This is a genomic window from Sporosarcina sp. SAFN-010, from assembly GCF_059415065.1.
On the sequence record NZ_JBPFDS010000010.1, the window covers coordinates 14,531 to 37,332 of the forward strand.

Consider the following 22,802-nt stretch of genomic DNA (forward strand, 5'->3'; position numbering starts at 1 on the left):
TTCATTTCCATATACTTCTTTGATTTCATATCGGCGTCTCAAGTCTTCTCTTGCATCTAGCTATTCTTACCGACTGGACATGGAGCTCACCGATTGCATTCTTTGATTGAATGATGTGAATGTCTCATAAGACATTCAGTTGATTGAAGTGAAGGACGGCGACTCCTGGGGATCAGCGCAGCGCGAAGACCCCACAGGAGCGAAGCGACGAGGAGGCTGAGGGCAAGCCCCCGGAAAGCGCCCGTCCGAAACGGAGATCAACGGCCTGTTACCCTTCATTTCCAGTGTCAACGATGCAAAAAGACAAAAGGGTTGGAAATCAAATCGATTCCCATCCCTTTTGTCTACAGTCTGAAGAGATCACGCAGTTGTGATCTCCTACTTTGGAAGCTTGACTTTAAAGATGGTTCCTTTATTTGGGTTACTTTTCACTTGTATAGTTCCATTGTGTATGGTTGCAATCCACTGGGCGATAGACAGTCCTAATCCCATACCTCCAGTTTCCCTAGTCCGGGCTTTGTCTTCACGGTAAAAGCGATCGAAAATGTGCGGGATACTTTCTTCTTTAATACCGATTCCCGTGTCGCTGACTTCAATAACGACTTTTTGGTCCTCGACATATGTTTTCACGCGAATGCTATCGTTTTCACCTGTATATTTTAAAGCATTGTCCAACAAAATGACCAACAGTTGATGGAGTCGGGTATCGTCTGCTTCTATAGTCAAAGGACTCTTACACTCTAGAGAAAAATGCTTATCTTGTGACTCGGCAATTTCCTTATAAGGTGTGCATACTTTTTGGATAAAAGTATCCACTTCAACATACTGCTTCACAATCTGCGTTTCCGCTGAATCTGCTCTTGCCAAGGTTAACAAATCCGAAGTGAGCTTGGACAATCTCCTTGTTTCGGACAAACTTTGTGCTATATTTTCAAACCTATCTGAAATTCTTTCTTGAGGTACTGTAAGGAGAAGCTCCAGTTTGTTTTGAATAATCGTCAATGGCGTCCTGAGTTCATGTGAAGCATTTTCAACAAACTCCGCCTGCTTATTCCAAGAGTGAATAATCGGTTTCATCATCTTTCTCGATAGCAAGTAACTAGCGGAAATCGAGAGGACAATGAAGATTACCGAGCAAATAATAATCAGTTTTTCAAAGTTGGAAATGATTGTTTGTTCAGCATCCACGTTGATCATTAGCTGAGTATAGGCAGTTTCATTCTGTTCATTATGGTCTTCAAAAAGAATATATCTAAATTGATACAGCTCGCTGATCTTTGTCGTTGTAATCTTGTCTATATGTGTTTTATCCAGTTTATAGTCTTCTAAATAGTTTTCATAAAATGTAGTTCCCACTTCATTTTTATTGAGTATATTTCCAGCGCTATCCCAATGGATAACAATCATTCTTGGATTCGGCTTATTTTTTTGACTCTCGTCATCAGGTTGGTCTAAGTCTCCATCTTTACGAGGGAGCCGCAACATCTTTGAATTGGTATCTGTCATCATTTCTTTAAATGACAAGAGTTCCCCGTCCGTCTTTGAAAATAATGTGTTTTGAACTTGGCCCAATATGATGATACTAAAGACCGTAAAAATCACAGTAAAAGCGAGCAAGTTGTAAAGCATAAATTTCAGCTGCTGTTTCTTGAAAATCTGTTTATTAAACATTACCTTCACCATGGTCTTCCAGCATATAGCCTAACCCGCGAAAGGTTTTGATATAGTGATCATATCCAAACTTCTTGAGGTTCTTCCGTAAATTGCTGGCGTACACTTCTACAACAGTAGTAGAAGTATCAGACTCAAACCCCCATAACCGATCAAAAATCTGTTCCTTGGTCAGTATGGCATTTTTATTGCTCACTAAATACTCTAGTAAACCGAATTGTTTTCCGTTTAACTTTAGTGCTTCCCCATTAATTTCCGCTGTTTTATTTTTGATATTCAATTGGAGTTCCTTAAAAGTAAGGATATTTTCCTTTAGCAATCCTCCTGACCGTCTTACCATTGCTTCCAGTCGCACTAATAGTTCTTCTCGATGGAATGGTTTCACTAAATAGTCGTCTGCCCCAACTTTAAAGCCTTTAATTTTATCATCAATTCCATCTTTGGCTGTCAACATGATAACCGGTGTATGAATATTTTGCTTTCTTAAATTTACTAATACCTCATAACCGTTCATATACGGAAGCATGATATCTAAAATAATGACATCGAAAATATTTTGCTGTGCGAGAAACAGCCCTTCTTCCCCATCGAAAGCTTGCTCCGTTTCGAACATTTCCTGTGTTGTTTCACATATTGATTCTGAGAGATACTTGTCATCCTCAACGATTAGTAATTTCATATACGACTCCCCTCGTACTATTTATCAAAAGTTTTAATTGGTTACGTTAGATTATAGGAGCAATTGAAATAAAAGCAAACTTTAGTTTCACAGCTCTTTTTTTAAGGTTTGTTTAAGGTTCATCTTGAATAATAGGGTTCACAGCAAAATATCATCTGAAAACTAGGTGAAATTCCATTTGCAATAAGGAGCTCATGATGAAAAAGCAAAATTCTAAGTACATGAAGATAACTGCCTCTGTTATTTGCACTGCATTATTGTTTGCCTGCAGCAATGATTCAGAAAATCCAACTGCCACGAACGATACTAGTGCAAATATAGAAAACGTAAGCACGACTGGCAGTCAAGAAATAGCTAGTGTGATTAGCAAGAAGGTAACGTATTCCGATGAAGACTTTTACGAGGTTTGGGAAAAGGCAACGGCTATTCAGTTGAATGGAAATGATGCCAGCTTTAAAGGGGATGGTGAAGTCGTCATCGACAAAAGCAACATCACCATCAAATCATCAGGAGTCTATACAATAGAAGGAAAGCTGGATGATGGGCAAATCATCGTGGATGCAGAAGACGATGGCATTGTTCGACTCGTTCTGAATGGGGTGGAGATCACTTCTTCCACCAGTTCGGCAATCTACGTGAAACAAGCGAAAAAAACTGTTGTTTCATTAGAAGAAGGAACTGAAAATCATTTATCCGATGGAACAACATATGTTTATGAAGATTCGGAGGAAGATGAACCGAATGCAGCGTTATTCAGCAAAGATGATCTCACCATTAACGGGAGTGGGAAACTAGTCGTAAATGGCAATTACAACAACGGAATCACGAGTAAAGACCAATTGAAAATTACAGGAGGAACAATTCAAATTAATTCAGATAATAATGGATTAAACGGCCGTGATCTTCTCGCCATTAAAGAAGGCACTATCAGTATCGAAGCGGGCGGTGATGGAATGAAGTCCACGAATGACAAAGATGCGTCCAAAGGTATTATCGCCATTGAAGGAGGAAGTTTTGATATCACAGCAGCTGAGGATGGCATTCAGGCTGAGACTTCCCTTCTGATTGCAGACGGAGATTTCAAGATTTCATCCGGCGGGGGCAGCCCTGAAAAAATAACGAACACTGAAACGAAACCTCCTTCCCTTGGAGAAATGGAGGCAAGTACAACTGAAGCAAGCTCAGATACACCTAGTGCCAAAGGGCTTAAGGCAACTGAAGAGGTGGCAATTGGTGGGGGTAGCTTTACCCTAGATTCACTAGATGATGCAATACACAGTGATAACTCGATCACGATAACTGGCGGCGATTTGAATGTCGCTACTGGCGATGATGGAATTCACGCAGATACATCCATTCTCATCAAAGGTGGAAATATCGATATTACGAAGAGTAATGAAGGAATAGAAAGTGATGCCATTACAATTTCAGATGGAAAAATCCATGTAAAAGCCGTGGATGATGGCATTAACATTAGCGGAGGCGACGATAAGACAGACACGTCTACAGAGCAAACAGAAGCTAAAGAACATTTGCTTTCGTTAAATGGCGGCTATGTCTATGTCGATTCTGCGGGTGATGGACTCGATTCAAATGGTTCCATATCCATGACAGGCGGGACAGTGATTGTTAATGGACCAACGAATAACGGCAATGGTGCATTGGATTATGACGAAAACTTTGAAATAAGTGGCGGAGTCCTCATTGCTGCCGGGAGTTCAGGTATGGCGATGGCTACTTCAGACAACTCCTCACAGAATACGATTCTAATGAGTTATCCTGGGACCCAATCTGCAAGAACCACACTGCATCTAAAAGATAGCGATGGAAATACAATTGTGACATTTGCTCCAGAAAAAGACTACCAATCGGTCGTCATTAGTTCACCAAATCTAACGAAAGATGCTTCCTACACGCTTTACTCAGGAGGGACAACATCCGGTAAAGAAAATGACGGTCTTTTTGGAGATGGTGACTATCAAGGTGGCACGAAAGTAGTGGAGTTCACAATCTCTGACACCGTTACATGGCTCGATGAATCTGGTATCACCACTGCAAAAAATTCAGGTCCTGGTGGAATGGGTGGCCCTGGAGGTATGGGAGCGCCCGAAGATGGAGAGCCACATGGAAACGGAAATAAGGAAGAGATGTTTCCGAATCTAGATGAGGAAACGAGTGCAAAAGTAAAAAGTATTATGGACCAACGAAGAGAAGGAACTATTACTGAGGAAGAAGCACAAAAACAGCTAGACGAACTTGGTGTTGAAATGCCTCAGAGAAGAGATCCGAAGATACAGGATGATCAAAAAAAGTAAGTATGTAGCTTGAACCATGCGCTAAATACAATTCCACATAACAAAACACTGTTCACGAAGGAAAGCGTTCAGACTGTAGGCAACCTCTAGAAATCATGGGGGGTGCTTACTGTCTTTTTTCTTTTCAGTTGAATTCAACATGAAAAGTTGTTTTCCGCTTTAAGCAAGAGTTTTGCGAAGGGCTTGCTCTCAGTCAGTGCACCATGCATTTTTCAATTCCGAATTGTGTATGAGTCTCGCCACACATAGCAACACTTTTGATACCTTTATTTAATGCTAAAATATCAAATAATACAGATGATTTTTTTATTTCATAAGTGAGTTCTGTTTGATTGTGAAATGCAAACTTTGGTGTAAACTAATAGGGAGATTTATAAAAGAAGGAGTGTTTTTTATGACAGGAATTATGGAAGGTAAAGCAGGATTAGTCACAGCATCAGGTTCAGGAATCGGGAGAGCATCTGCAGTTGCATTAGCAAAAGCAGGCGCGAAGGTAATGATTTCTGACGTAAGCGAAGAATCAGGACTAGAAACAGTACAAATCATCAAGGATAACGGTGGCGAAGCAGCCTTTTTCAAATGTGATGTAAGTGATGAAGAGCAAGTAATTGCACTTGTAAATAAAACAGTTGAAACATTTGGCAAGATCGACTTTGCACATAACAATGCGGGTATTAACAAAGGTCTTGTACCAATTGGAGAAATGGATTCAAAAGACTGGGATATTACACTAAAAGTAAATCTATATGGTACTTTCTACTGCATCAAGCACCAAGTCAATGCAATGTTGAAAACTGGTGGCGGTGCAATCGTCAATACAGCATCAGGTGCTGGTATTGAAGGTTCACCAAACATGGCTCCATATACTGCATCTAAACACGCAATCGCTGGTTTAACTAAATCAGTTGCATTGGAATATGGTCAAAAAGGCATCACGATTAACTCAATTGCACCAGGCGCAACCATTACACCTGCAATTGAATATTGGGCAAAAACATCACCAGAACAATACGAGGGTGTACTCAAATCACTTCCTGCTGGAAAAATGTCTACAGCAGAAGATCAAGCAAATGCTGTTGTATTCTTATGTTCAGACCTTGCAAGCTCAATTAGCGGTGTAACACTTGCAGTTGATGGCGGCTTTACTGCTGGTAAAATGCAACAATAATTTTCGTGGATTTAAAGATTTTTACATTAAGAATGGATCAGGCGGCATGACGCCTGATCCATTTTTTTATTGCGTAAAGGGGACGGTACCTTTGTGTCGCTCAAATAGGAAACAATAAAAGCGCTGTGCACTTCGTACATAAGATTTGCCTTGTGCACCGATTGCAACCATTTGTATACACAGGTGTTCACTGATGGTCATACAGTATATACAACAAAGAAATCTATTTAAAAGGGGTATCGAATATGACAGATTTTAAAAAGTTTGGAAAGAGAACTCAGCCAAATCGAAAACCCGTGGAGCAAATCATAAGAGAAGAACAAGAACGTACGGATGCTAAATTAAAAGAAATACGTGACAAATATATTGCTAAATTTAAGGAATTAGATAATGAATACAATACAAAAGAAGAAGCGGAAGCTAAGGCGTATGAGGAAAGTATTCCTAGGGAACATAAATCGGCATTAAAAAGAGCAGAAAGCTATGCCGAATTTATGAGTATGTCCAAGGCGAGCGTTTATGACCAGTTGACTTCTCCATACGGAGACAATTTCCCTGCAGTAGCGGCTCAATATGCTATTGATAACATTGAGTTTGATTGGAAAGAAAATGCGGCAAAAAGAGCAAAGTTCTTTGCAGCTAATATGCATATGTCAGGCTCTACTATTTACAAGCAATTGATTTCGGAATACGGGGGAAAGTTCACTCCTGATGAAGCACAACATGGTATTGATAATTTAAAATAATTAAAGCACCCGTCCAATGAACAGAGTGCTTTTTGTTCTTTATTTAGTTCTTTCTCCAACTAAAGATCGATGCACACGTACCTCATTTTCTTGTGAGAAATCCCCGTGCGGGAAATAGTCATGAATGTTAAAATAACCACCCTAGTCTAACGCTGGATACCTCACACTTTTTCTTCACTCCCCCACGAATCACTTTTTTACTTGCGCAGGATCTGTGTCACTATACTGAGCCGATCCCTTACCACCCGTCTTGGCAATTAACGCGTTAAGTTCATTGTACGTCAGTCCAGAATTGGCATTGAGTCGCTTCACTTCGTCAATATCAGTACCGGCTACCGTGTACTTTTTATCGGTTTGCAATGTATTTCGCCTCCTCTCAAACAGTGTGTACTTCTTTCTGGTTTTTATGAAAGTTGTTTTCTTCGATATTAGAGAAGAATTCACACATGTTTAAACAACTCCTAACAGTAATCATATATAAGAAGGCTGAACCCATCACTTTAAGTACCCCAAGCCCGAAAAAATTATTCCAAAAAAAAGCACTATCCACAAGGGATAGTGCTTTTCCATAGGTATTATTTAGACTTTTCATCCGCATCTTTGCTGTAATTGAACTGCGAAGGATCAACTGGCGTAAACCCTTTTGGCGTGTAGAATCTTAATAAGTCACCATTCACGACTTTATCGGAAAGCTGCAATTTATGATCCACTTCTTTTTTAAGCGCCTTCGCATCCTCTAATAGACTTTCATCAAGTGGTAAACCGGTTTTATTATCATAAAACTTTTCATTAATGGAGTCGATCTCAGGACTGACGAAATCGCCATTTCTAAATGGAACAACTTCATTGTGCTCATCTGACAATAAATCTGAACCAAATTGAACATAGTCCTTCGTATCAATTCCTAGTAGGTGTAACAATGTTGGAAGAAGGTCTGTTTGGCCGCCATAAGTATGGTTGGCTTCGCCCTTCATTCCTGGGACATGTATGAACAATGGTACTCGTTGTAAATTAGCACCTTCTTGTGGTGTAATTTCTTCTCCCATGACTTGTGCCATCGCTTTGTTATGATTGTGTGAAATGCCATAATGGTCACCATACAGAACAATCATCGAATTATCATATAAGCCTTGTTCTTTTAACTGATTGAAAGCCTGTTCGATTGCTTCATCTGTATATCGCGCTGTTTGGAAATAGTCGTCAACACTCGAATCTCCAGTTTGGGCTTTATTAATTGTTACTAAGTCTTGATTCATTGTATATGGAAAGTGGTTTCCGACTGTAATAAATTTCGTATAAAAAGGTTGTGGCAACGAACTCAAAAGACTTTTAGATTGTTCATAGAATGGTTTATCTAACAATCCATATTCAGCCATGTCTTCTGAAGAACTCGTGTCATAATAACTAGCATCATAGAAGTGATCGAATCCAAATGATTTATAAACTTCATTTCGATTCCAGAAGCTACCTTTATTACCATGGAATACAGCTGATGTATAACCATAATCTTTCAATATACTCGGAGCTGCTTGGTACGTATTTTGTGCTTTTGTAATAAACGCAGATCCTTGTGGCAATCCAAATAGTGAATTCTCCAGCATGAATTCTGCATCAGAAGTTTTACCTTGACCTGTTTGGTGGAAGAAATTATCAAAGTACAAGGTGTTCTTATCTTTTGATAATGAATTTAAGAATGGTGTAACTTCTTCCCCATTCAATTTGTAGTCGATAATAAAGTTTTGGAATGATTCTAAATGTAAATAGATGACGTTCATTCCTTTTGCCGCACCAAAGTAGTTTGGATTTGGCTCGGCGTAGTTAGATTGCGTATAGTTCACCACTTCTGTAGTATCACTGCTATCCGCCAACGCTCTCTGTGAGGATGCTTTCATCGTTTCTACTGAGTCATAGATGGAATAGTTGTACATGCCTAGATATTTCACAATATAGTTTCTATCAAAGCCACGAGTCAATAGTTGCGGACGGCTAGCTTCAGCAAGTCCTAAATTTATGATCGATACAACCAATGCAACAGCAATAATGGCTACTGGTTTTTTATATCCAATACGAGTTGTTTGTTTTTGTATTTTTCTCGAGAATCGCAAGTAAAACATGACAAATACATCCACAAAGAACAAGATATCAAAAGGTTTTAATAACGTAAGAATACTTCCACCTAAATCTCCAAAGTTTTGCGTTTGGAAAATCGTTGGCAATGTAATGAAATCACTAAAGAATCGGTAGTACACAACATTGGCATATAAAAGAATAGACATAAGCGTGTACACGATGAGTAGTGATGTGTATTTTCTTGTTCCTTTAAATAAAAACGAAATTCCTAGAAAGAGTAACGCGGAGCCTAGTGGATTTAAGAGTAAAAGGAATTGTTGAAGAGGTCCTTCCACACCTAGTTGAAATTGAGTTGTTTGAGTGATATATGTTTTAATCCATAACATCAAAACAGCTAATAGATAGATCCCTAGAAAGTTTTTCAAAAGATTATCTTTTTTACTGATTAGATTTTTCAATTTTGCACCTTCCTTTTATTTATTCGAATTTAAATCTTGCTTTATATTTACTTAAGTCTTTTGGTTAAAAGTCTGAAAAATGTTACTTTACAACAGCGCTTTTCTCGCTGCACATGAATTTTACTCTCCATTTACACCGCTGTCAATTTTATAAAACACAAAACTACACAAGACTAAAGCGTCAAAATTGTTGTTATATTAATGCATTTGGCGTTATTGACTTCTTCTCAAAAACAAAAGAAAGCAGATCCTAGCCGGATGGCTGAGATTCACTTTCCTTTTGTTTACTAATTGACGTCATATACCTTTTAAAGGTTGCTCTGACACGAACTAGGGCGACGGTGGGAAAAGAATGAAAGGTACCTGTGCACATAACAATCATGAATGTTTAAACAAACATGAAAGTTTAATGCAAAGCGTAATTGAATCTTAATTTCTACAAAAACCTAACAATCTATAAAAGTTATTTCATTGTAATATGAGTGACTATAGATATAATTAAAGCTGGTTTGTTGGTTGCTGTGTTACAACCGTATGCCGTGGAAAGGGTGTTTTAATGGACTTTGAAAAACTAAATATTGAACTAATGCAATATACCAAACTAGAGGATGGAGATAAAAAAGCCACTTCTCTAATGATATTTAATCAATGGCAGCGAGAAGAAGTTTTCGAGTTCATTTCAGCTACTATATTTGAAGGTACTGTATTCACGATTGACCAAGAAACTGAAAAGGCGATAACACTAGTTGGTACAAATGGTGAAAGATTATTGCTGGTTGATGCTGAAATAGTCGAAGGGGTTTTGGATGGGGTACCGACTGAAGAAACAGAAGAAGATGATGATGATTGTGCAGAAACAATGTATATACACGTAAACGCTGACGGAAAATATTTAGTATGTAGCTTTGATGAACCAAACCCATCACTTATACACCCATCATTCAAAAAAGCAATGAAGATATCACCAAATTATATTGCATATGCAAACAAAGGCGATACATTAATTTTTGACGATATGACAATAGAAATTAAAGAGAATCGTAAACATCACTTTACAGATGATGCAATGATTGAAAGCTATTTCAATGAAAAACAGTCTGCCGAAGATTCTTTCAAAGAGTGGATAAAATTACTTGATAGCATGGACAATTCACAACGCATACGCTTTCTTGGTATGGTCTACAATGATAGATTCAACGCTGGCAAACCAATAGATGTAGACGATTTAAATAATTACTAAAGGAAGCTGAAAAGCTTCTCAGACTGTAGACAAGAGGGATGGCAATCGATTTGATTTCCATCCTTTTTGTCATTTCGACGTTTTATTTAAGTAATTTAACCGTAATTCAAACTAATCTCATCACAATCATCACTATAACATTCATTCTTAAATCTTCCCCTTATTTGTATGAACTATTATTTAATGATGGATCGTACATACTCTTTTAAATCCCTTCTATCTTTTCCGAGTAAATCAGCGACCTTTAACAAATTTACAGGTTGCAAGTAGACCGATGCCATTTTAGCGTTCGTCATTGGATTATTGATATCGATTTTCTGTATAGTTGGCACCTCATTCATTGATGGATAAAGGATCGTTGAGGATTTGCCGCCTATTCCGCTCACAGCATAGATAGCTAATTGATATAGCATTCCCGATGGTAAATTTCGTTCCCATAAGTCACGATACTTTGCATCTAGTAATTTAACGACCTTGCCCTCTTTCATTAAAGCAAAATCAGGTCGCGGGGTTGGAGATTTTCTCCTCTTCGGGTTGAAACCCGGTGTATATTTAAACAGGTCATGAAGTTGAAACTGATCTTTCAACTCATAGTCATGTTGATAATCTGTTAGTAAACGCCCCATTAACGTTTCAAAAAAGACATTCATATCAAAGAAGTACCCACGCAATTGAATAGGATTCTCTTCATCCTCAAACTGAATCCCTTGTGATTCATATAGAATATTAATGATTTCAAGAACTGCCATATATCTTTCCGTCAATCTGTTAATAGCGTTTCTTGCTCGACGTAAATTGGTTCTCGTGAGCTGGATATATTTAATGTCTTCTCCTAACGAAACGCATAGTCGTCGTAAATTCATTTTCAAGTTAAGATCAGATACCATTTTCAACGCCAGTTTTAAACCGGCAAGCAATGTTTGATTCAATACATCGTTTACGTCCCGCTGGAAGTACGAACAAGGTAATGTTTCTCTAGATAGCCCACCTTGCGCGCCCAATCTTTTCATATCAATCCTACCGCGTGGAGACGACAAATTCTCCTCATGGAGAACATAACTCTTTTGAATGCCTCTTCGAAGTAAGTCCTCTGTTTCAATAAACAATTCGTAGATGAGTAAATCAAAAAATGATAACCGATCCAATGCATGTTCGGATGCATCGAATATCTTTAGATTCCGTAACTCATATGCATACCGTAGCAATTGATAAAGTGGCATTCCTTCTAACTTAGGCTGCACATTAATTTGCAAGTCCCCTACTTTTATTCGTCCGACATAAGAATTCGTTTGAATTTCCAGTCCATTTTTCAACTCAGTCAGTGTAATGATTCCTTTGTTCGCCAACGCTTCTGCAAGCTCCCGTGCAGGATCATCACTGAGTTCCACATCAGACAAAAAGATGCGTTGCCATTCGTTCAACGAAATGACGTTTTCGCTCATTGCTCTTCCTCGTCATGGTTTTCTTCTTCCACATCAGGATCCATAACTTCCACTTCAGTTTCAACCCGTAACTTCGGATTTTGAGACAATAGAGCACTTACTAAATCTGAAATATCCGGACCATTAAATAGCTCTGTCCGAATCAATTGTTTTTTCACGTCAACGATACCTTCACCGAGTATTTTCTCAACTAACGCAAAATCGCTATAGCTATACTCTTCAATAAGCGGAATAATATCTTCTTTTATGACCCATTTAAATCGTTCGTGATCCTCAATCGCCTTCTCTTTGTCCAAAAAGTATGAATGACCGATTTGTAGATTCCGTGCTTCGTTTCCAATATGTTCACGTATACGATTATTTAAATCTTCGAGCCATGGACCGAGAGGCAATCCTTCAAACGTTACTCCCTCAAACAATTTATAATCCGTTAGAAGTTCGATGAACCCGAATCGTCTCCTTAGTGCCACATCCAATAATGCTATTGAACGGTCTGCGGTATTCATTGTCCCCACGATATACACGTTAGGTGGGACTGAAAATAATGTATTCGAATGTGAAAGTGTGAGCGACTTGCCGCGCTTTCCAGATTCAATCAGCATAATCAATTCTCCGAAGATCCGTGAAATATCGCCTCTGTTAATTTCATCAATAATTAAGTAAAAATCTTTTTGCGGATTTTGCGCTGCATCCTTACATAGTGACTTAAAGATACCTTCCTTTAACTCAAACACAGTCTGTCCATTTACAGCGCTCGGTTTAATACCTTCAATAAAATCTTCGTAGCCATATGAAGGATGGAAACAACACATGCGAACTGTTCCCGTATTTCTGCCGTCTCCTTTGAGGGTCTTTAGTTCCTCTGAAGACAAATCATTATAAGACTTGCTAAATACATTTCTAGCTGATAATTCAAGGCATGTGTTTTCTGCATGAAACGTCTTGCCAGTCCCTGGAGGTCCATATAAAATAACTTGCTTCTTCCTTTTCAGCACATTATTCACTTGGGCCGGTATCCCTTTTAGAGGCGGTAACGTTTTTATAGGTGTTGGCTTAGGTTCTTCTACCTTTTCAACTATTAGGCGATCAATTTCAAAGATATTGTTGAGATCCCTATATTTCACGCAAGTCGAACGGGCTCCTTCTGCTACTTTCGGTAATGTGATAGGTTGATCAAAAACCCTTATCCAATCAACCTGTTTGGTATGTGGAACTGGTCTATCTTCATGATACTCGTAATCACCGGCTACTTGACCAATACCTAGAACTTGTTGTTCTTCGACAGCAACAACAATGTCTCCAATTTGAACATGGTTTAGGAATCTTATAATTTCACCTGCTTTACGGCTCGCTTCATTCGGATCGTAATTGTAATGAGCCTTCAATTCCGTTTCAATGTCATTGCGTATCGTTTTCAGATCTGGGTATGTTGATAAATCTCCAAGGTCTGGCCATCCAATACCTATATATGAATGTTTCTTCATTGAAGACCAATGACTAGGTACGCTGTCCTTCATGTCAATTCTAAAATAATTAATAGGTGCCCCAAATAATTCAATCATCCCCAACATGACGTAAGTAGTCGGTAACTCAATCTGTCTTGCGATTTGCATCAATTGCCCCGTCATGGTGTATAGCTTATCTTCTTGGACAGGCAATATACGAGATGAAATCAGTACATACTTTTGCCAAAGCGTGGAATGAAAACTGTCAATCTTGTCGGGATAAATCATATGGTAGTATTTATGCACCCAGCCAAGGTTGTACATATTATGTTTCAACGTTACCTCTAGTTGTACTTGGAGCTCAATATAATCTTGTACGCTTGCATGCTCCGGCAGGTTTTTAATTAGTTCTGCCCCTGCAACTAATGCATCCCTGATTTCCCGACCTAATTGAATGGCTCCTTCAAGTGAGAGGATAGTCGGGTTTTGTGGATTTCCAGTCACCCATTTGTTATCCAGGTTACGGTTAAATAAAATAAACTTGAATGAGCTACCACCTGCAATACTGCCGTAACTATGCGCATTCGTCTGAAACTCATTATCATTTTTAAATTCGAGCCAGTAGGTCATACCATCTCGATTGCCAATATTTAATAGTGTATCAAGAAGTTCTTCTCCGTCCAGTGCATGTAATTGTGCTGGACCAAACTTTTGAGCAAACAGTTCATACCCATCATTTAATTGGGGAAGAGGTAGTAATTGATTGTTGTTAAGCAACTCATTGTAGGCAGTTGTTAATCTACCTGGTAGATCATCAATCTGTGTAGCGAAGTTCGCGAGCTGTGCCTCTTTGAATTCTATGTATTTTGTGATCCTGCTTCGATAATCATTTGTCTCTTGATAGTAAGCTTGATACAGGTCCACTGCATCCCGAGGTTCAATGGGAATTTGGTGTTTGACGTCTTTTTCGTTTATTTTATCGCTTGTGGTATATGTGAATTTCTTTAGTAAGGACGCGCATTTATCTTGTTCAAAATGCTTATCTAAATCCTCTTCCACTTCTTCTACTTTACCCAATCTGCTTATATAATTCGTATGCATTTTGACGTTGTTTTCTATCAGCCATTCGCTGAATTGTTCTGTTTGCATGTTTAGTTTCTCCTCTATGCTATATATTGTAAAGTTTTTAAAATAGGAAAGTTAGATAACAAACTAGTATTAAAAAATCGTAATTCAAAATCTATGTAAATATGTAGTATTTCACCTATCACTTATTTCTCAGCATATCATTCATAGTAAGCTTCTGCACTCAATCATTCACTTTCATTTACGGTAACTATTATTTAATTTTTAGGTATAAGAAAAAACCCTTGAGAACCAAGGGTTTTGACATTGTTTGAAATCCACTAATTTTATAATATGGAGACGGTGGGAGTCGAACCCACGTCCAGAGGCTCTAATACGTAAACGTCTACGCGTGTAGTTTTCCTATTTGAGTTCGCGCTACATTATGCCGGAAGACAGGGCGTCCTGAGCGCTATTTCGGAAATCTCTTCTGGGGAGCCTCGAAAAGCAGCATCCAGCGTATCCCACTTTAGGTTAGCCCTACAACGCCACATGGGCGATGGTATTGCAAGGCAGATTCAACAGCTTACGCTGCGAATGCTAGGTTGTTGTTTGTTTTGCCTGTTATTATTAAGGTCCGTTTCTGACGGAGACGAGCCTCCGACGCGCAGCTCACGCTTAGACCACCCCTGTCGAATCCGTAACGTCCCCGTTAAAGGGATGTCCGAGAAACGTCTAGAGTCATCAGTAGCCTCCTACTGATACTAAGACTTCGGAACTGTATTTCTATAAACAGTATACCTCATCGAACGCCACATATCAATATTGCTGTTTGTCTTTGAAAGCCCGCTGCATCTCACGCTTTGCTTCTTTCTCTTTCAAGTCATGTCGTTTGTCGTATAACTTCTTACCTTTACCGACTCCTACTAGCACTTTCGCGAAACCGTCTTTGATGTACATTTTCAAAGGAACAATAGCAGTCCCTTTTTCCTTCGTCTGCCCGATCAATGTACTAATCTGTTTCTTGTGCATCAGTAGTTTACGAGAGCGAACAGGATCATGGTTAAACTGATTCCCTTGTTCGTAAGGGCTGATATGCATATTGGAGATCCATGCTTCATTGTTACGAATGAGCACGAATGCATCTCTCAACTGTACCTTCCCGTTACGAATTGACTTAATTTCCGTACCTTGCAGTACAATACCTGCTTCAATTGTTTCTTCAATTGCGAAGTCGTAATTGGCTTTCTTATTGACTGCGAGTACTTTACCTTTGCCTTTTGCCATCGTCATTCACCCTCCCGTGAAACCGAATGGCCAGTTGGCAATCCGGTTCACTTTCTTTTTCTAGGTTTTTGCTTTTTGTTCTTCTTCGCAACACCTTCATAAAACCGTTTCTTTTCACTTCCGCCAGATTTTTTGGCAGCTGGCTTTCCAGAATGATTCGGTTTACCGGAATCATTTTTCTTAGAACCTTTGTCCTTTGAATCGCCAGAATTCCTGCTCTTAGCATGGATAACTTTCGGTGTTGTCTTACGTGTTCTATGGAACGTCTTCTTCATATCCGCAATTTCAAAGTCAATCGAAGATTCTTCTGGCTTAACAGCTGTCACTCTTACTGTGACTTCATCCCCAATTCGGAATTGCTTACCAGTATGCTCCCCGATCATCATCATTTGACGGTCGTCAAAACGATAGTAGTCGTCTGTCATATAGCTGACGTGAACAAGTCCTTCAATTGTATTTTCAAGTTCTACGAACAATCCAAAATTCGTAACAGAAGAAATGACACCTTCAAACTCTTCACCGATTTTATCCAACATGAATTGCGCTTTCTTCAATGCATCCGTATCACGTTCTGCATCGACTGCACGGCGCTCCATATCAGATGTATGCTGAGCAATTTCCGGTAATTCCGCATCCCAATGTGCAACTGTTTTCCCTGAAACGTCTTTTTCAAACAGATACGTACGAATCAAACGATGTACGATCAAGTCTGGGTAGCGACGGATTGGAGAAGTGAAGTGTGTATAGAAGTCTGCAGATAAACCAAAGTGGCCGAGACTTTCCTGATAATACTTCGCCTGTTGCATGGAGCGTAAGAGCATCGTTGAAATAACAGTCTCTTCAGGAAGACCTGAAATGGACTCTGTAATTTCTTGCAACGCTCGTGGATGTACTTTGTTGCCAGCACCTTTTACGACGATACCGAAATTTGTAAGGAACTCAAACAACCGTTGAAGTTTCTCTGGTTTCGGATCTTCGTGAATTCGGTACATGAACGGAACTTGTAGCCAATGGAAATGCTCTGCAACCGTTTCGTTCGCAGCAAGCATGAATTCTTCAATCATGCGCTCTGCAACAGTACGTTCGATAATCTTAATCTCTTTTGGCCAGCCTTCTTCATCCACCAAAACTTTCGATTCTTTGAAATCGAAGTCAATAGCACCGCGATCTGCCCGTTTTTGACGAAGTATTTTCGCAAGCTCTGCCATATCAGTCAACATTGGGACAATTTCTGAGTACTTTGTGCGTAGCTCTTCATCCAATTGGTCAACGATTTGGTAGACGTCTTGATAGGTCATCCGATAATCGGAATTGATAATACTTGGATAAATTTCGTGATGTGTCACTTTCCCGCTTCCGTCGATCGTCATTTCACATGTGAGTGTTAAACGATCCACATCAGGGTGCAACGAACAGATTCCGTTGGACAGCTTATGTGGCAACATCGGAATAACGCGGTCCGTTAAGTAGACACTCGTTCCACGATCATAGGCTTCTGCGTCCAGTGGAGAATTCTCCGTGACGTAATGACTTACATCGGAAATGTGGACGGATAACGTATGCGTTCCATCTGTGTTTTTCACGAGTGAAATCGCGTCATCTAAATCCTTTGCATCTGCACCATCAATCGTAATCGTCAGTACATCTCGCAGGTCGTTACGTTTGAACAAATCTGTTTCCTGGATTTCTGCTGGGATTTTATCCGTTTGCTGAAGTACTTCAGGAGGAAACTCGATTTCAATTCCATGTTTGTGGATAATTGAAAGGATGTCGACACCTGGATCATTTTTGTGTCCAAGAATCTGCACAACCATTCCAGTCGCAGATTTCATGTCACTTGGAAACTCAGTTATTTCCGCAACTACTTTATGCCCTTCAACAGCACCTAGGTTATTTCCTTTAGCAATGAATAAGTCCATAGGGAGCTTTTTATCATCCGGAATGACAAATCCGAACCCTTTGTTGTCCTGATACGTACCAACAACTTTGGTTGTTTTACGTTCAGCGATTCGACTGATTGCACCTTCTCTTCGATCTCCGAATGAGCTGCTGGAAACGCGTACTAACACGATATCTCCATTCATCGCACCATTTACTTCGTTCGGCGGTATGAAAATATCATCCATGCCTTCCGTTTCAGGTGTGACAAATCCAAAACCTTTCGCATGTCCGATAAACTTTCCACGTACAAGATTCATACGCTCTGGAGTGCCATAACGATTTGTACGGGAACGAATGATGAGTCCTTTTTGTTCTAAATGGACAAGCATTTTCACAAGTTCTTTAAATTCTGCGGCTTGCTCCATTCCGAGTAACTCCTGGATTTCCTGCACAGTCAGCGGCTTGTATGAATCGTCTTTCATTGTTGAAAGGATTTTTTGTTGCAATTCTTTTTCAAAATTATCCAATTCTCATCCCTCCTTATATTGTTAGTATTACCTGAAGTCGATAGGATTACTCTTCCCAATCAAGAGACTCCAGAAACTCAAAAATCTCTTCATGTAACTCATTTTTTTCAGTTCCTAATGTAATCACATGCTTCGATTTCTCATAGTGTGAAATCTTTTTGTCTGTAGATTCTGCGTTATCATAGATGATTTGTCCTGAATTCGTTTCGATTACTTCATCATGAGTGGATTGAACAACTAATAACGGCGCATAGATCGTATCCACTTCAGCTCTCACGTTCTCGATCAGCTTCTGAAGGTCGGTTAGCGAAGGCATCGATTTTTCACGTAGTGCCGCCACTTCCACATCGATTGTTTCCTCGTCTTTACCTTCTAGTTTTTTGTATTCGCGGGCATAGTGAAGAACCCCTTCATACATCTGATCTAACGAACGCATCGACATCGGTGCATTCATCGTAACAATTCCCATCACAGGACGCTCGGCGCCTAATTTCAGCGAAAATACGCCACCTAATGATAACCCAGCTACAGCAATTTGGTCATAACCAGCATCTTTTAGTTGGTCATAAGCTTGAGTGACATCTGGCCACCAGTCGTCAGGACCTGTTTGAATCAGGTCTTCCGCGGGGCCACCATGTCCTTTATAATGCGGCGCAAGGGATGTATATCCTTTTTTCTCTAAGAAACGTCCGATCATTCGTACGTCTGCAGATGTTCCTGTAAAACCATGCAGTAAAAGCACTGCTCGCTTTCCATGTTCAAAAAAGAAAGGCTTTGCATGAGAAACTTTCATGCGACCTAACCTCCAATCATTACCAAACCATTTTTGAATAAAAAAGCCTGGCCGTACAGATGGCCAGGCGAAAATTGCTTCTTTTTATATTTTCACGATCGCAATCGCCAGTACGAAGAACAGCACGGATAGTACAATTGTAACGCGCTGCAAGACTAAGTCTAGACCGCGTGCCTTTTGTTTACCAAATAACTGTTCTGCACCACCGGAGATGGCTCCAGATAGGCCTGCACTTTTCCCCGATTGTAGCAAGACAACGACAATTAGTGAAAGTGAGACAATCACGAGCAATGTCAATAATAACGCGTGCATAATGTTCCACCTCCTGAAACAGAACTCAACTACCTTACCAGTTTACCAAACTCTAGCAATAGAGACAACCGCTGTTTCAAGCAGTTGTCTCTAACCGCAACTTATTGTTGCTTCAAGTTGTAAAATGTTTGTTTGCCAAGGTACTGTGCTGTTTCATCGAGTTGGTCATCGATACGTAGCAATTGGTTATACTTCGCAACGCGATCTGTACGCGAAGGAGCACCGGTCTTAATCTGCCCTGCATTTGTTGCGACTGCAAGGTCAGCGATTGTTGTATCTTCTGTTTCACCTGAACGGTGAGAGATAACTGCTGTATAGCCCGCACGTTTCGCCATTTCAATCGCATCGAATGTCTCTGTAAGTGTTCCGATCTGGTTCACTTTAATAAGAATTGAGTTGCCAACGCCTTCTTGAATACCGCGTGACAATTTTTCTGTATTCGTTACGAAGAGATCGTCTCCTACAAGTTGTACGCGCTTGCCAAGGCGGTCTGTTAAGAGCTTGTGACCTGCCCAGTCGTTTTCGTCCAAACCATCTTCAATTGAAATGATTGGATACTTGTTGACTAACTCTTCGTACCAGTCAACCATTTCTTCAGATGTTTTCACGATGCCTTCACCTGATAGATGGTACTTGCCGTCTTCTTTGTTGAAGATTTCTGAAGCAGCTACGTCCATTGCGAGCATGATATCTTCGCCGGCTTTGTAACCTGCTTTTTCAATCGCTTCTACAATCGTAGAGAGCGCTTCTTCGTTAGATGATAGGTTCGGTGCGAATCCGCCTTCGTCACCAACCGCTGTGTTCAATCCTTTATCATGAAGAACCGCTTTCAATCCGTGGAAGATTTCTGCTCCCATACGAAGTGCGTGACGGAATGATTCAGCGCCAACTGGCATGATCATGAATTCTTGAATGTCGACGTTGTTATCTGCGTGCTCTCCACCATTGACGATATTCATCATTGGAACTGGAAGTTGCTTCGCATTCACGCCGCCAAGATATTGATACAACGGAATATCTAAATAGTCAGCTGCCGCATGAGCTACTGCCATAGATACGCCAAGAATTGCGTTTGCTCCAAGTTTGTCTTTGTTATCCGTTCCGTCCAGTTCGATCAAAGCATTGTCGATCACGACTTGGTCGAGAACTGAATAGTTTTCTTCCAACGCATCTGCAATGATTTCGTTGACGTGATCAACAGCTTTTAGCACGCCTTTTCCAAGGTAACGATCTTTGTCGCCATCGCGAAGTTCAACAGCCTCATATTCACCTGTTGATGCACCAGATGGTACAATTGCTCGTCCAAATGCTCCACTTTCTGTAAACACTTCGACTTCAACAGTTGGGTTCCCTCGTGAGTCGAGTACTTCTCTAGCTTGAACAAGTGTAATGATTGGCATGCAAATCTCTCCCTTTAGTTAAAATAATGGCGTTCCTGTCATCTCTACTGGCTGTTTGATACCTAGTAATTTTAACATGGTTGGCCCAAGATCAGCGAGAATACCGCCTTCTCTTAGTGTAACGCCATCTTTCGTCACAATTACTGGTACTGGATTAGTCGTATGCGCAGTCATTGGTGCACCTTCAATTGTCATTACTTCGTCTGCATTTCCGTGGTCTGCTGTAATAATCGCTGTGCCACCTTTAGCAAGTAACACATCTAGGATACGTCCAACACACTCATCCGTTGTCTCAACCGCTTTCACTGTCGGTTCGAGCATTCCACTATGACCGACCATGTCAGGATTCGCAAGATTGAGGATGAACGCATCGATTTGGTCCTCTTGTATTTCTTTGATGAGCGCATCTGTTACTTCGTACGCACTCATTTCAGGTTTCAAATCGTACGTGGCAACTTTAGGTGAAGGGATTAGAATTCTCTTCTCGCCTTCGAATTCTTCCTCTCGTCCACCACTCATGAAGAACGTTACATGCGGATACTTTTCAGTTTCTGCAATACGAAGCTGACGAATATTGTTTTGTGAAAGGACTTCACCAATTGTATTTTTTAAATCTTGTCTGGCAAATACAACTTGGGAAGCAACTTCAGCACTGTAATCCGTAAATGTAACAAATTTTAAATCTGTATATTTTTTCGCTGCAAATCCTTCAAATCCATTTTGCGTGAACACACGGGATAACTGAATCGCGCGGTCAGGTCGGAAATTGAAAAATACAGCAGAGTCTCCCTCAGAAATCTGAATAGGAGCCTGTCCCTCTGGTTGAACAATAAATGGCACAACGAATTCGTCTGTCACACCTGCGTCGTAAGAAGCTTGGACACCTTCTTCAGCTGATGCGTATACAGGTCCTTCACCATTCACCATGACATCATATGCCAACTTGATACGTTCCCAGCGTTTGTCGCGATCCATCGCATAATAGCGGCCAGAAATTGAAGCTAGTTGTCCCACACCGACCGATTTCATGACTTCTTCAGTTTGTTTGATATATGTTAATGCCGTTTTAGGTCCAACATCTCTTCCGTCTAAAAAAGCATGAACGTATACTTCACGAACGCCATTCATTTCAGCAAGGCGAAGCAATGCAAACAAATGCTCATAATGACTGTGGACACCGCCATCTGATAGTAATCCCATCAAATGCAGTGCACCGTTATTCGCTTTTGCGTGCTGTACAGCCGCAAGTAACACTTCGTTTTGGAAAAAATCGTTTTCACGAATCGATTTATTGACCCGAGTAAGACTCTGGTAGACAATCCGTCCAGCTCCAATGTTCAAGTGACCGACTTCTGAGTTTCCCATTTGACCTTCAGGCAACCCGACCGCTTCCCCACACGCTGTTAACGTGGAATGGGGATATGCGTTCCATAATCGCTCATAGTTTGGTTTCTTCGCATGCGCAACAGCATTTCCGGAAGTTTCTGAGCGCAGTCCAAAACCGTCCATAATGATAAGGCCAACAGGACATTTAGGCATTTGCTCCAGCCTCCGCGAGTGCGGTGAACGATTCCGGATCGAGACTAGCTCCACCGACTAATGCTCCATCGATATCACTCATCGATAAGAGTTCTTCAATGTTTCCAGGTTTTACACTACCGCCGTATTGAATACGGATCGCCTGTGCCACTGATTCAGAATATAGCTCTGAAAGAACTGTACGAATTTGTGCACACACTTCATTCGCATCTTCTGCAGTTGCTGTACGTCCAGTACCAATCGCCCAAATCGGCTCATAGGCAACGATTGCTGAAGCCGCATCTGTCTCGCTAACGCCCGCAAACGCTTTCTTCACTTGTTCTGAAACAATCGTTGATGTCGCGTTGTCTTCACGCTGTTCCAGTGACTCACCTACACATACAATCGGTGTAAGCTTGTGTTCAAAAGCCGATTTTACTTTTCGGTTAACAGATTCATCTGTTTCGTTATAGTATTGTCTACGCTCAGAGTGTCCAAGGATGACAAATTCAACACCTACACTTGAAAGCATCGTCGGACTGATTTCGCCCGTGAATGCCCCTTCAACCTCTTCATGCATCGTTTGTGCTCCAATACGAACCGGTAATTCTTTTGTCTTTTCAACAAGTGTTGTTAGATAAAGTGCGGGTGAACAAATCACAGTTTCCACCTTGTCACTTTCCTTCAACTTTCCAGCAAGTGAATCTATAAACGCTACAGCTTCATCCATCGTTTTGTACATCTTCCAGTTTCCTGCGATAATCGGTTTTCTCATGAGTAGTTTC

Annotated in this window: 17 protein-coding genes and 1 other RNA gene; 4 read left to right on the top strand and 14 right to left on the bottom strand. The window is 40.4% G+C overall.

From position 1 onward, the window contains the following. Nucleotides 1–378: 378 nt before the first annotated feature. Both ACR65F_RS11955 and ACR65F_RS11960 read right to left on the bottom strand, forming a co-directional pair. Nucleotides 379–1,671: a sensor histidine kinase gene (locus tag ACR65F_RS11955; protein ID WP_440504526.1), complete on the bottom strand. Its 1,293-nt coding sequence runs from the start codon at nucleotides 1,669–1,671 to the stop codon at nucleotides 379–381. Beyond that, nucleotides 1,664–2,350 carry a response regulator transcription factor gene (locus ACR65F_RS11960; RefSeq protein ID WP_440504527.1) on the bottom strand — a complete coding sequence of 229 codons (687 nt, stop codon included), beginning with the start codon at nucleotides 2,348–2,350 and terminating at the stop codon, nucleotides 1,664–1,666. The genes ACR65F_RS11955 and ACR65F_RS11960 overlap by 8 nt, the downstream gene beginning before the upstream one ends. Nucleotides 2,351–2,547: 197 nt before the next feature. Here ACR65F_RS11960 and ACR65F_RS11965 point away from each other — a divergent pair, with 197 nt between their 5' ends. From ACR65F_RS11965 to ACR65F_RS11975, 3 genes are all read left to right on the top strand, one after another. Next, nucleotides 2,548–4,665: a carbohydrate-binding domain-containing protein gene (locus ACR65F_RS11965; protein ID WP_440504528.1), complete on the top strand. Its 2,118-nt coding sequence runs from the start codon at nucleotides 2,548–2,550 to the stop codon at nucleotides 4,663–4,665. 394 nt (nucleotides 4,666–5,059) lie between these two features. After that, nucleotides 5,060–5,833: an SDR family NAD(P)-dependent oxidoreductase gene (locus tag ACR65F_RS11970; protein ID WP_440504529.1), complete on the top strand. Its 774-nt coding sequence runs from the start codon at nucleotides 5,060–5,062 to the stop codon at nucleotides 5,831–5,833. A 245-nt stretch (nucleotides 5,834–6,078) separates the two neighbouring features. Beyond that, complete coding sequence (locus ACR65F_RS11975) at nucleotides 6,079–6,579, top strand: Ltp family lipoprotein (protein ID WP_440504530.1); 501 nt, start codon at nucleotides 6,079–6,081, stop codon at nucleotides 6,577–6,579. A 189-nt stretch (nucleotides 6,580–6,768) separates the two neighbouring features. Here ACR65F_RS11975 and ACR65F_RS11980 read toward each other — a convergent pair whose 3' ends face one another. Beyond that, nucleotides 6,769–6,939, bottom strand: a complete 171-nt coding sequence (locus tag ACR65F_RS11980; protein ID WP_440504531.1) for a hypothetical protein — start codon at nucleotides 6,937–6,939, stop codon at nucleotides 6,769–6,771. Between the two features lie 215 nt (nucleotides 6,940–7,154). After that, nucleotides 7,155–9,107, bottom strand: a complete 1,953-nt coding sequence (gene ltaS, locus ACR65F_RS11985) for a lipoteichoic acid synthase (RefSeq protein WP_440504532.1) — start codon at nucleotides 9,105–9,107, stop codon at nucleotides 7,155–7,157. Nucleotides 9,108–9,663: 556 nt separating this feature from the next. Between ltaS and ACR65F_RS11990 the strand changes: the two genes are divergently transcribed. Continuing rightward, nucleotides 9,664–10,347: a hypothetical protein gene (locus ACR65F_RS11990; protein WP_440504533.1), complete on the top strand. Its 684-nt coding sequence runs from the start codon at nucleotides 9,664–9,666 to the stop codon at nucleotides 10,345–10,347. 176 nt (nucleotides 10,348–10,523) lie between these two features. Here ACR65F_RS11990 and ACR65F_RS11995 read toward each other — a convergent pair whose 3' ends face one another. From ACR65F_RS11995 to tpiA, 10 genes are all read right to left on the bottom strand, one after another. Next, nucleotides 10,524–11,789: an McrC family protein gene (locus ACR65F_RS11995; protein ID WP_440504534.1), complete on the bottom strand. Its 1,266-nt coding sequence runs from the start codon at nucleotides 11,787–11,789 to the stop codon at nucleotides 10,524–10,526. Then, nucleotides 11,786–14,383 carry a DUF8426 domain-containing protein gene (locus ACR65F_RS12000; protein ID WP_440504535.1) on the bottom strand — a complete coding sequence of 866 codons (2,598 nt, stop codon included), beginning with the start codon at nucleotides 14,381–14,383 and terminating at the stop codon, nucleotides 11,786–11,788. The genes ACR65F_RS11995 and ACR65F_RS12000 overlap by 4 nt, the downstream gene beginning before the upstream one ends. Nucleotides 14,384–14,651: 268 nt before the next feature. After that, nucleotides 14,652–15,010: a transfer-messenger RNA gene (gene ssrA, locus ACR65F_RS12005) on the bottom strand. A gap of 108 nt (nucleotides 15,011–15,118) precedes the next feature. After that, nucleotides 15,119–15,586, bottom strand: coding sequence for an SsrA-binding protein SmpB (gene smpB, locus ACR65F_RS12010; RefSeq protein ID WP_039042535.1), 468 nt, complete (start codon nucleotides 15,584–15,586; stop codon nucleotides 15,119–15,121). Between the two features lie 47 nt (nucleotides 15,587–15,633). Further along, nucleotides 15,634–17,994, bottom strand: a complete 2,361-nt coding sequence (gene rnr, locus ACR65F_RS12015) for a ribonuclease R (protein ID WP_440504536.1) — start codon at nucleotides 17,992–17,994, stop codon at nucleotides 15,634–15,636. A 46-nt stretch (nucleotides 17,995–18,040) separates the two neighbouring features. Continuing rightward, a complete protein-coding gene (locus ACR65F_RS12020; RefSeq protein WP_039042537.1) occupies nucleotides 18,041–18,787 on the bottom strand; it encodes an alpha/beta hydrolase in 747 nt (248 codons plus the stop codon). An 84-nt stretch (nucleotides 18,788–18,871) separates the two neighbouring features. After that, a complete protein-coding gene (gene secG, locus ACR65F_RS12025; RefSeq protein ID WP_025783047.1) occupies nucleotides 18,872–19,099 on the bottom strand; it encodes a preprotein translocase subunit SecG in 228 nt (75 codons plus the stop codon). 101 nt (nucleotides 19,100–19,200) lie between these two features. Further along, nucleotides 19,201–20,499, bottom strand: a complete 1,299-nt coding sequence (gene eno / locus ACR65F_RS12030; protein ID WP_440504537.1) for a phosphopyruvate hydratase — start codon at nucleotides 20,497–20,499, stop codon at nucleotides 19,201–19,203. 18 nt (nucleotides 20,500–20,517) lie between these two features. Next, nucleotides 20,518–22,038, bottom strand: coding sequence for a 2,3-bisphosphoglycerate-independent phosphoglycerate mutase (gpmI, locus tag ACR65F_RS12035; protein WP_440504538.1), 1,521 nt, complete (start codon nucleotides 22,036–22,038; stop codon nucleotides 20,518–20,520). Beyond that, the gene (gene tpiA, locus ACR65F_RS12040) at nucleotides 22,031–22,792 is read right to left on the bottom strand and encodes a triose-phosphate isomerase (RefSeq protein ID WP_440504539.1); all 762 of its coding nucleotides are present in this window, start codon (nucleotides 22,790–22,792) and stop codon (nucleotides 22,031–22,033) included. Before tpiA ends, gpmI begins: the two co-directional genes overlap by 8 nt. Between the last annotated feature and the right edge of the window lie 10 nt (nucleotides 22,793–22,802).

Coding starts and splice junctions, on each gene's coding strand:
- ACR65F_RS11955 (WP_440504526.1), bottom strand. CDS start 1,671: ATGTTTAATAAACAGATTTTCAAGAAACAGCAGCTGAAATTTATGCTT.
- ACR65F_RS11960 (WP_440504527.1), bottom strand. CDS start 2,350: ATGAAATTACTAATCGTTGAGGATGACAAGTATCTCTCAGAATCAATA.
- ACR65F_RS11965 (WP_440504528.1), top strand. CDS start 2,548: ATGAAAAAGCAAAATTCTAAGTACATGAAGATAACTGCCTCTGTTATT.
- ACR65F_RS11970 (WP_440504529.1), top strand. CDS start 5,060: ATGACAGGAATTATGGAAGGTAAAGCAGGATTAGTCACAGCATCAGGT.
- ACR65F_RS11975 (WP_440504530.1), top strand. CDS start 6,079: ATGACAGATTTTAAAAAGTTTGGAAAGAGAACTCAGCCAAATCGAAAA.
- ACR65F_RS11990 (WP_440504533.1), top strand. CDS start 9,664: ATGGACTTTGAAAAACTAAATATTGAACTAATGCAATATACCAAACTA.
- ACR65F_RS11995 (WP_440504534.1), bottom strand. CDS start 11,789: ATGAGCGAAAACGTCATTTCGTTGAACGAATGGCAACGCATCTTTTTG.
- ACR65F_RS12000 (WP_440504535.1), bottom strand. CDS start 14,383: ATGCAAACAGAACAATTCAGCGAATGGCTGATAGAAAACAACGTCAAA.
- smpB (WP_039042535.1), bottom strand. CDS start 15,586: ATGGCAAAAGGCAAAGGTAAAGTACTCGCAGTCAATAAGAAAGCCAAT.
- ACR65F_RS12020 (WP_039042537.1), bottom strand. CDS start 18,787: ATGAAAGTTTCTCATGCAAAGCCTTTCTTTTTTGAACATGGAAAGCGA.
- secG (WP_025783047.1), bottom strand. CDS start 19,099: ATGCACGCGTTATTATTGACATTGCTCGTGATTGTCTCACTTTCACTA.
- eno (WP_440504537.1), bottom strand. CDS start 20,499: ATGCCAATCATTACACTTGTTCAAGCTAGAGAAGTACTCGACTCACGA.
- gpmI (WP_440504538.1), bottom strand. CDS start 22,038: ATGCCTAAATGTCCTGTTGGCCTTATCATTATGGACGGTTTTGGACTG.
- tpiA (WP_440504539.1), bottom strand. CDS start 22,792: ATGAGAAAACCGATTATCGCAGGAAACTGGAAGATGTACAAAACGATG.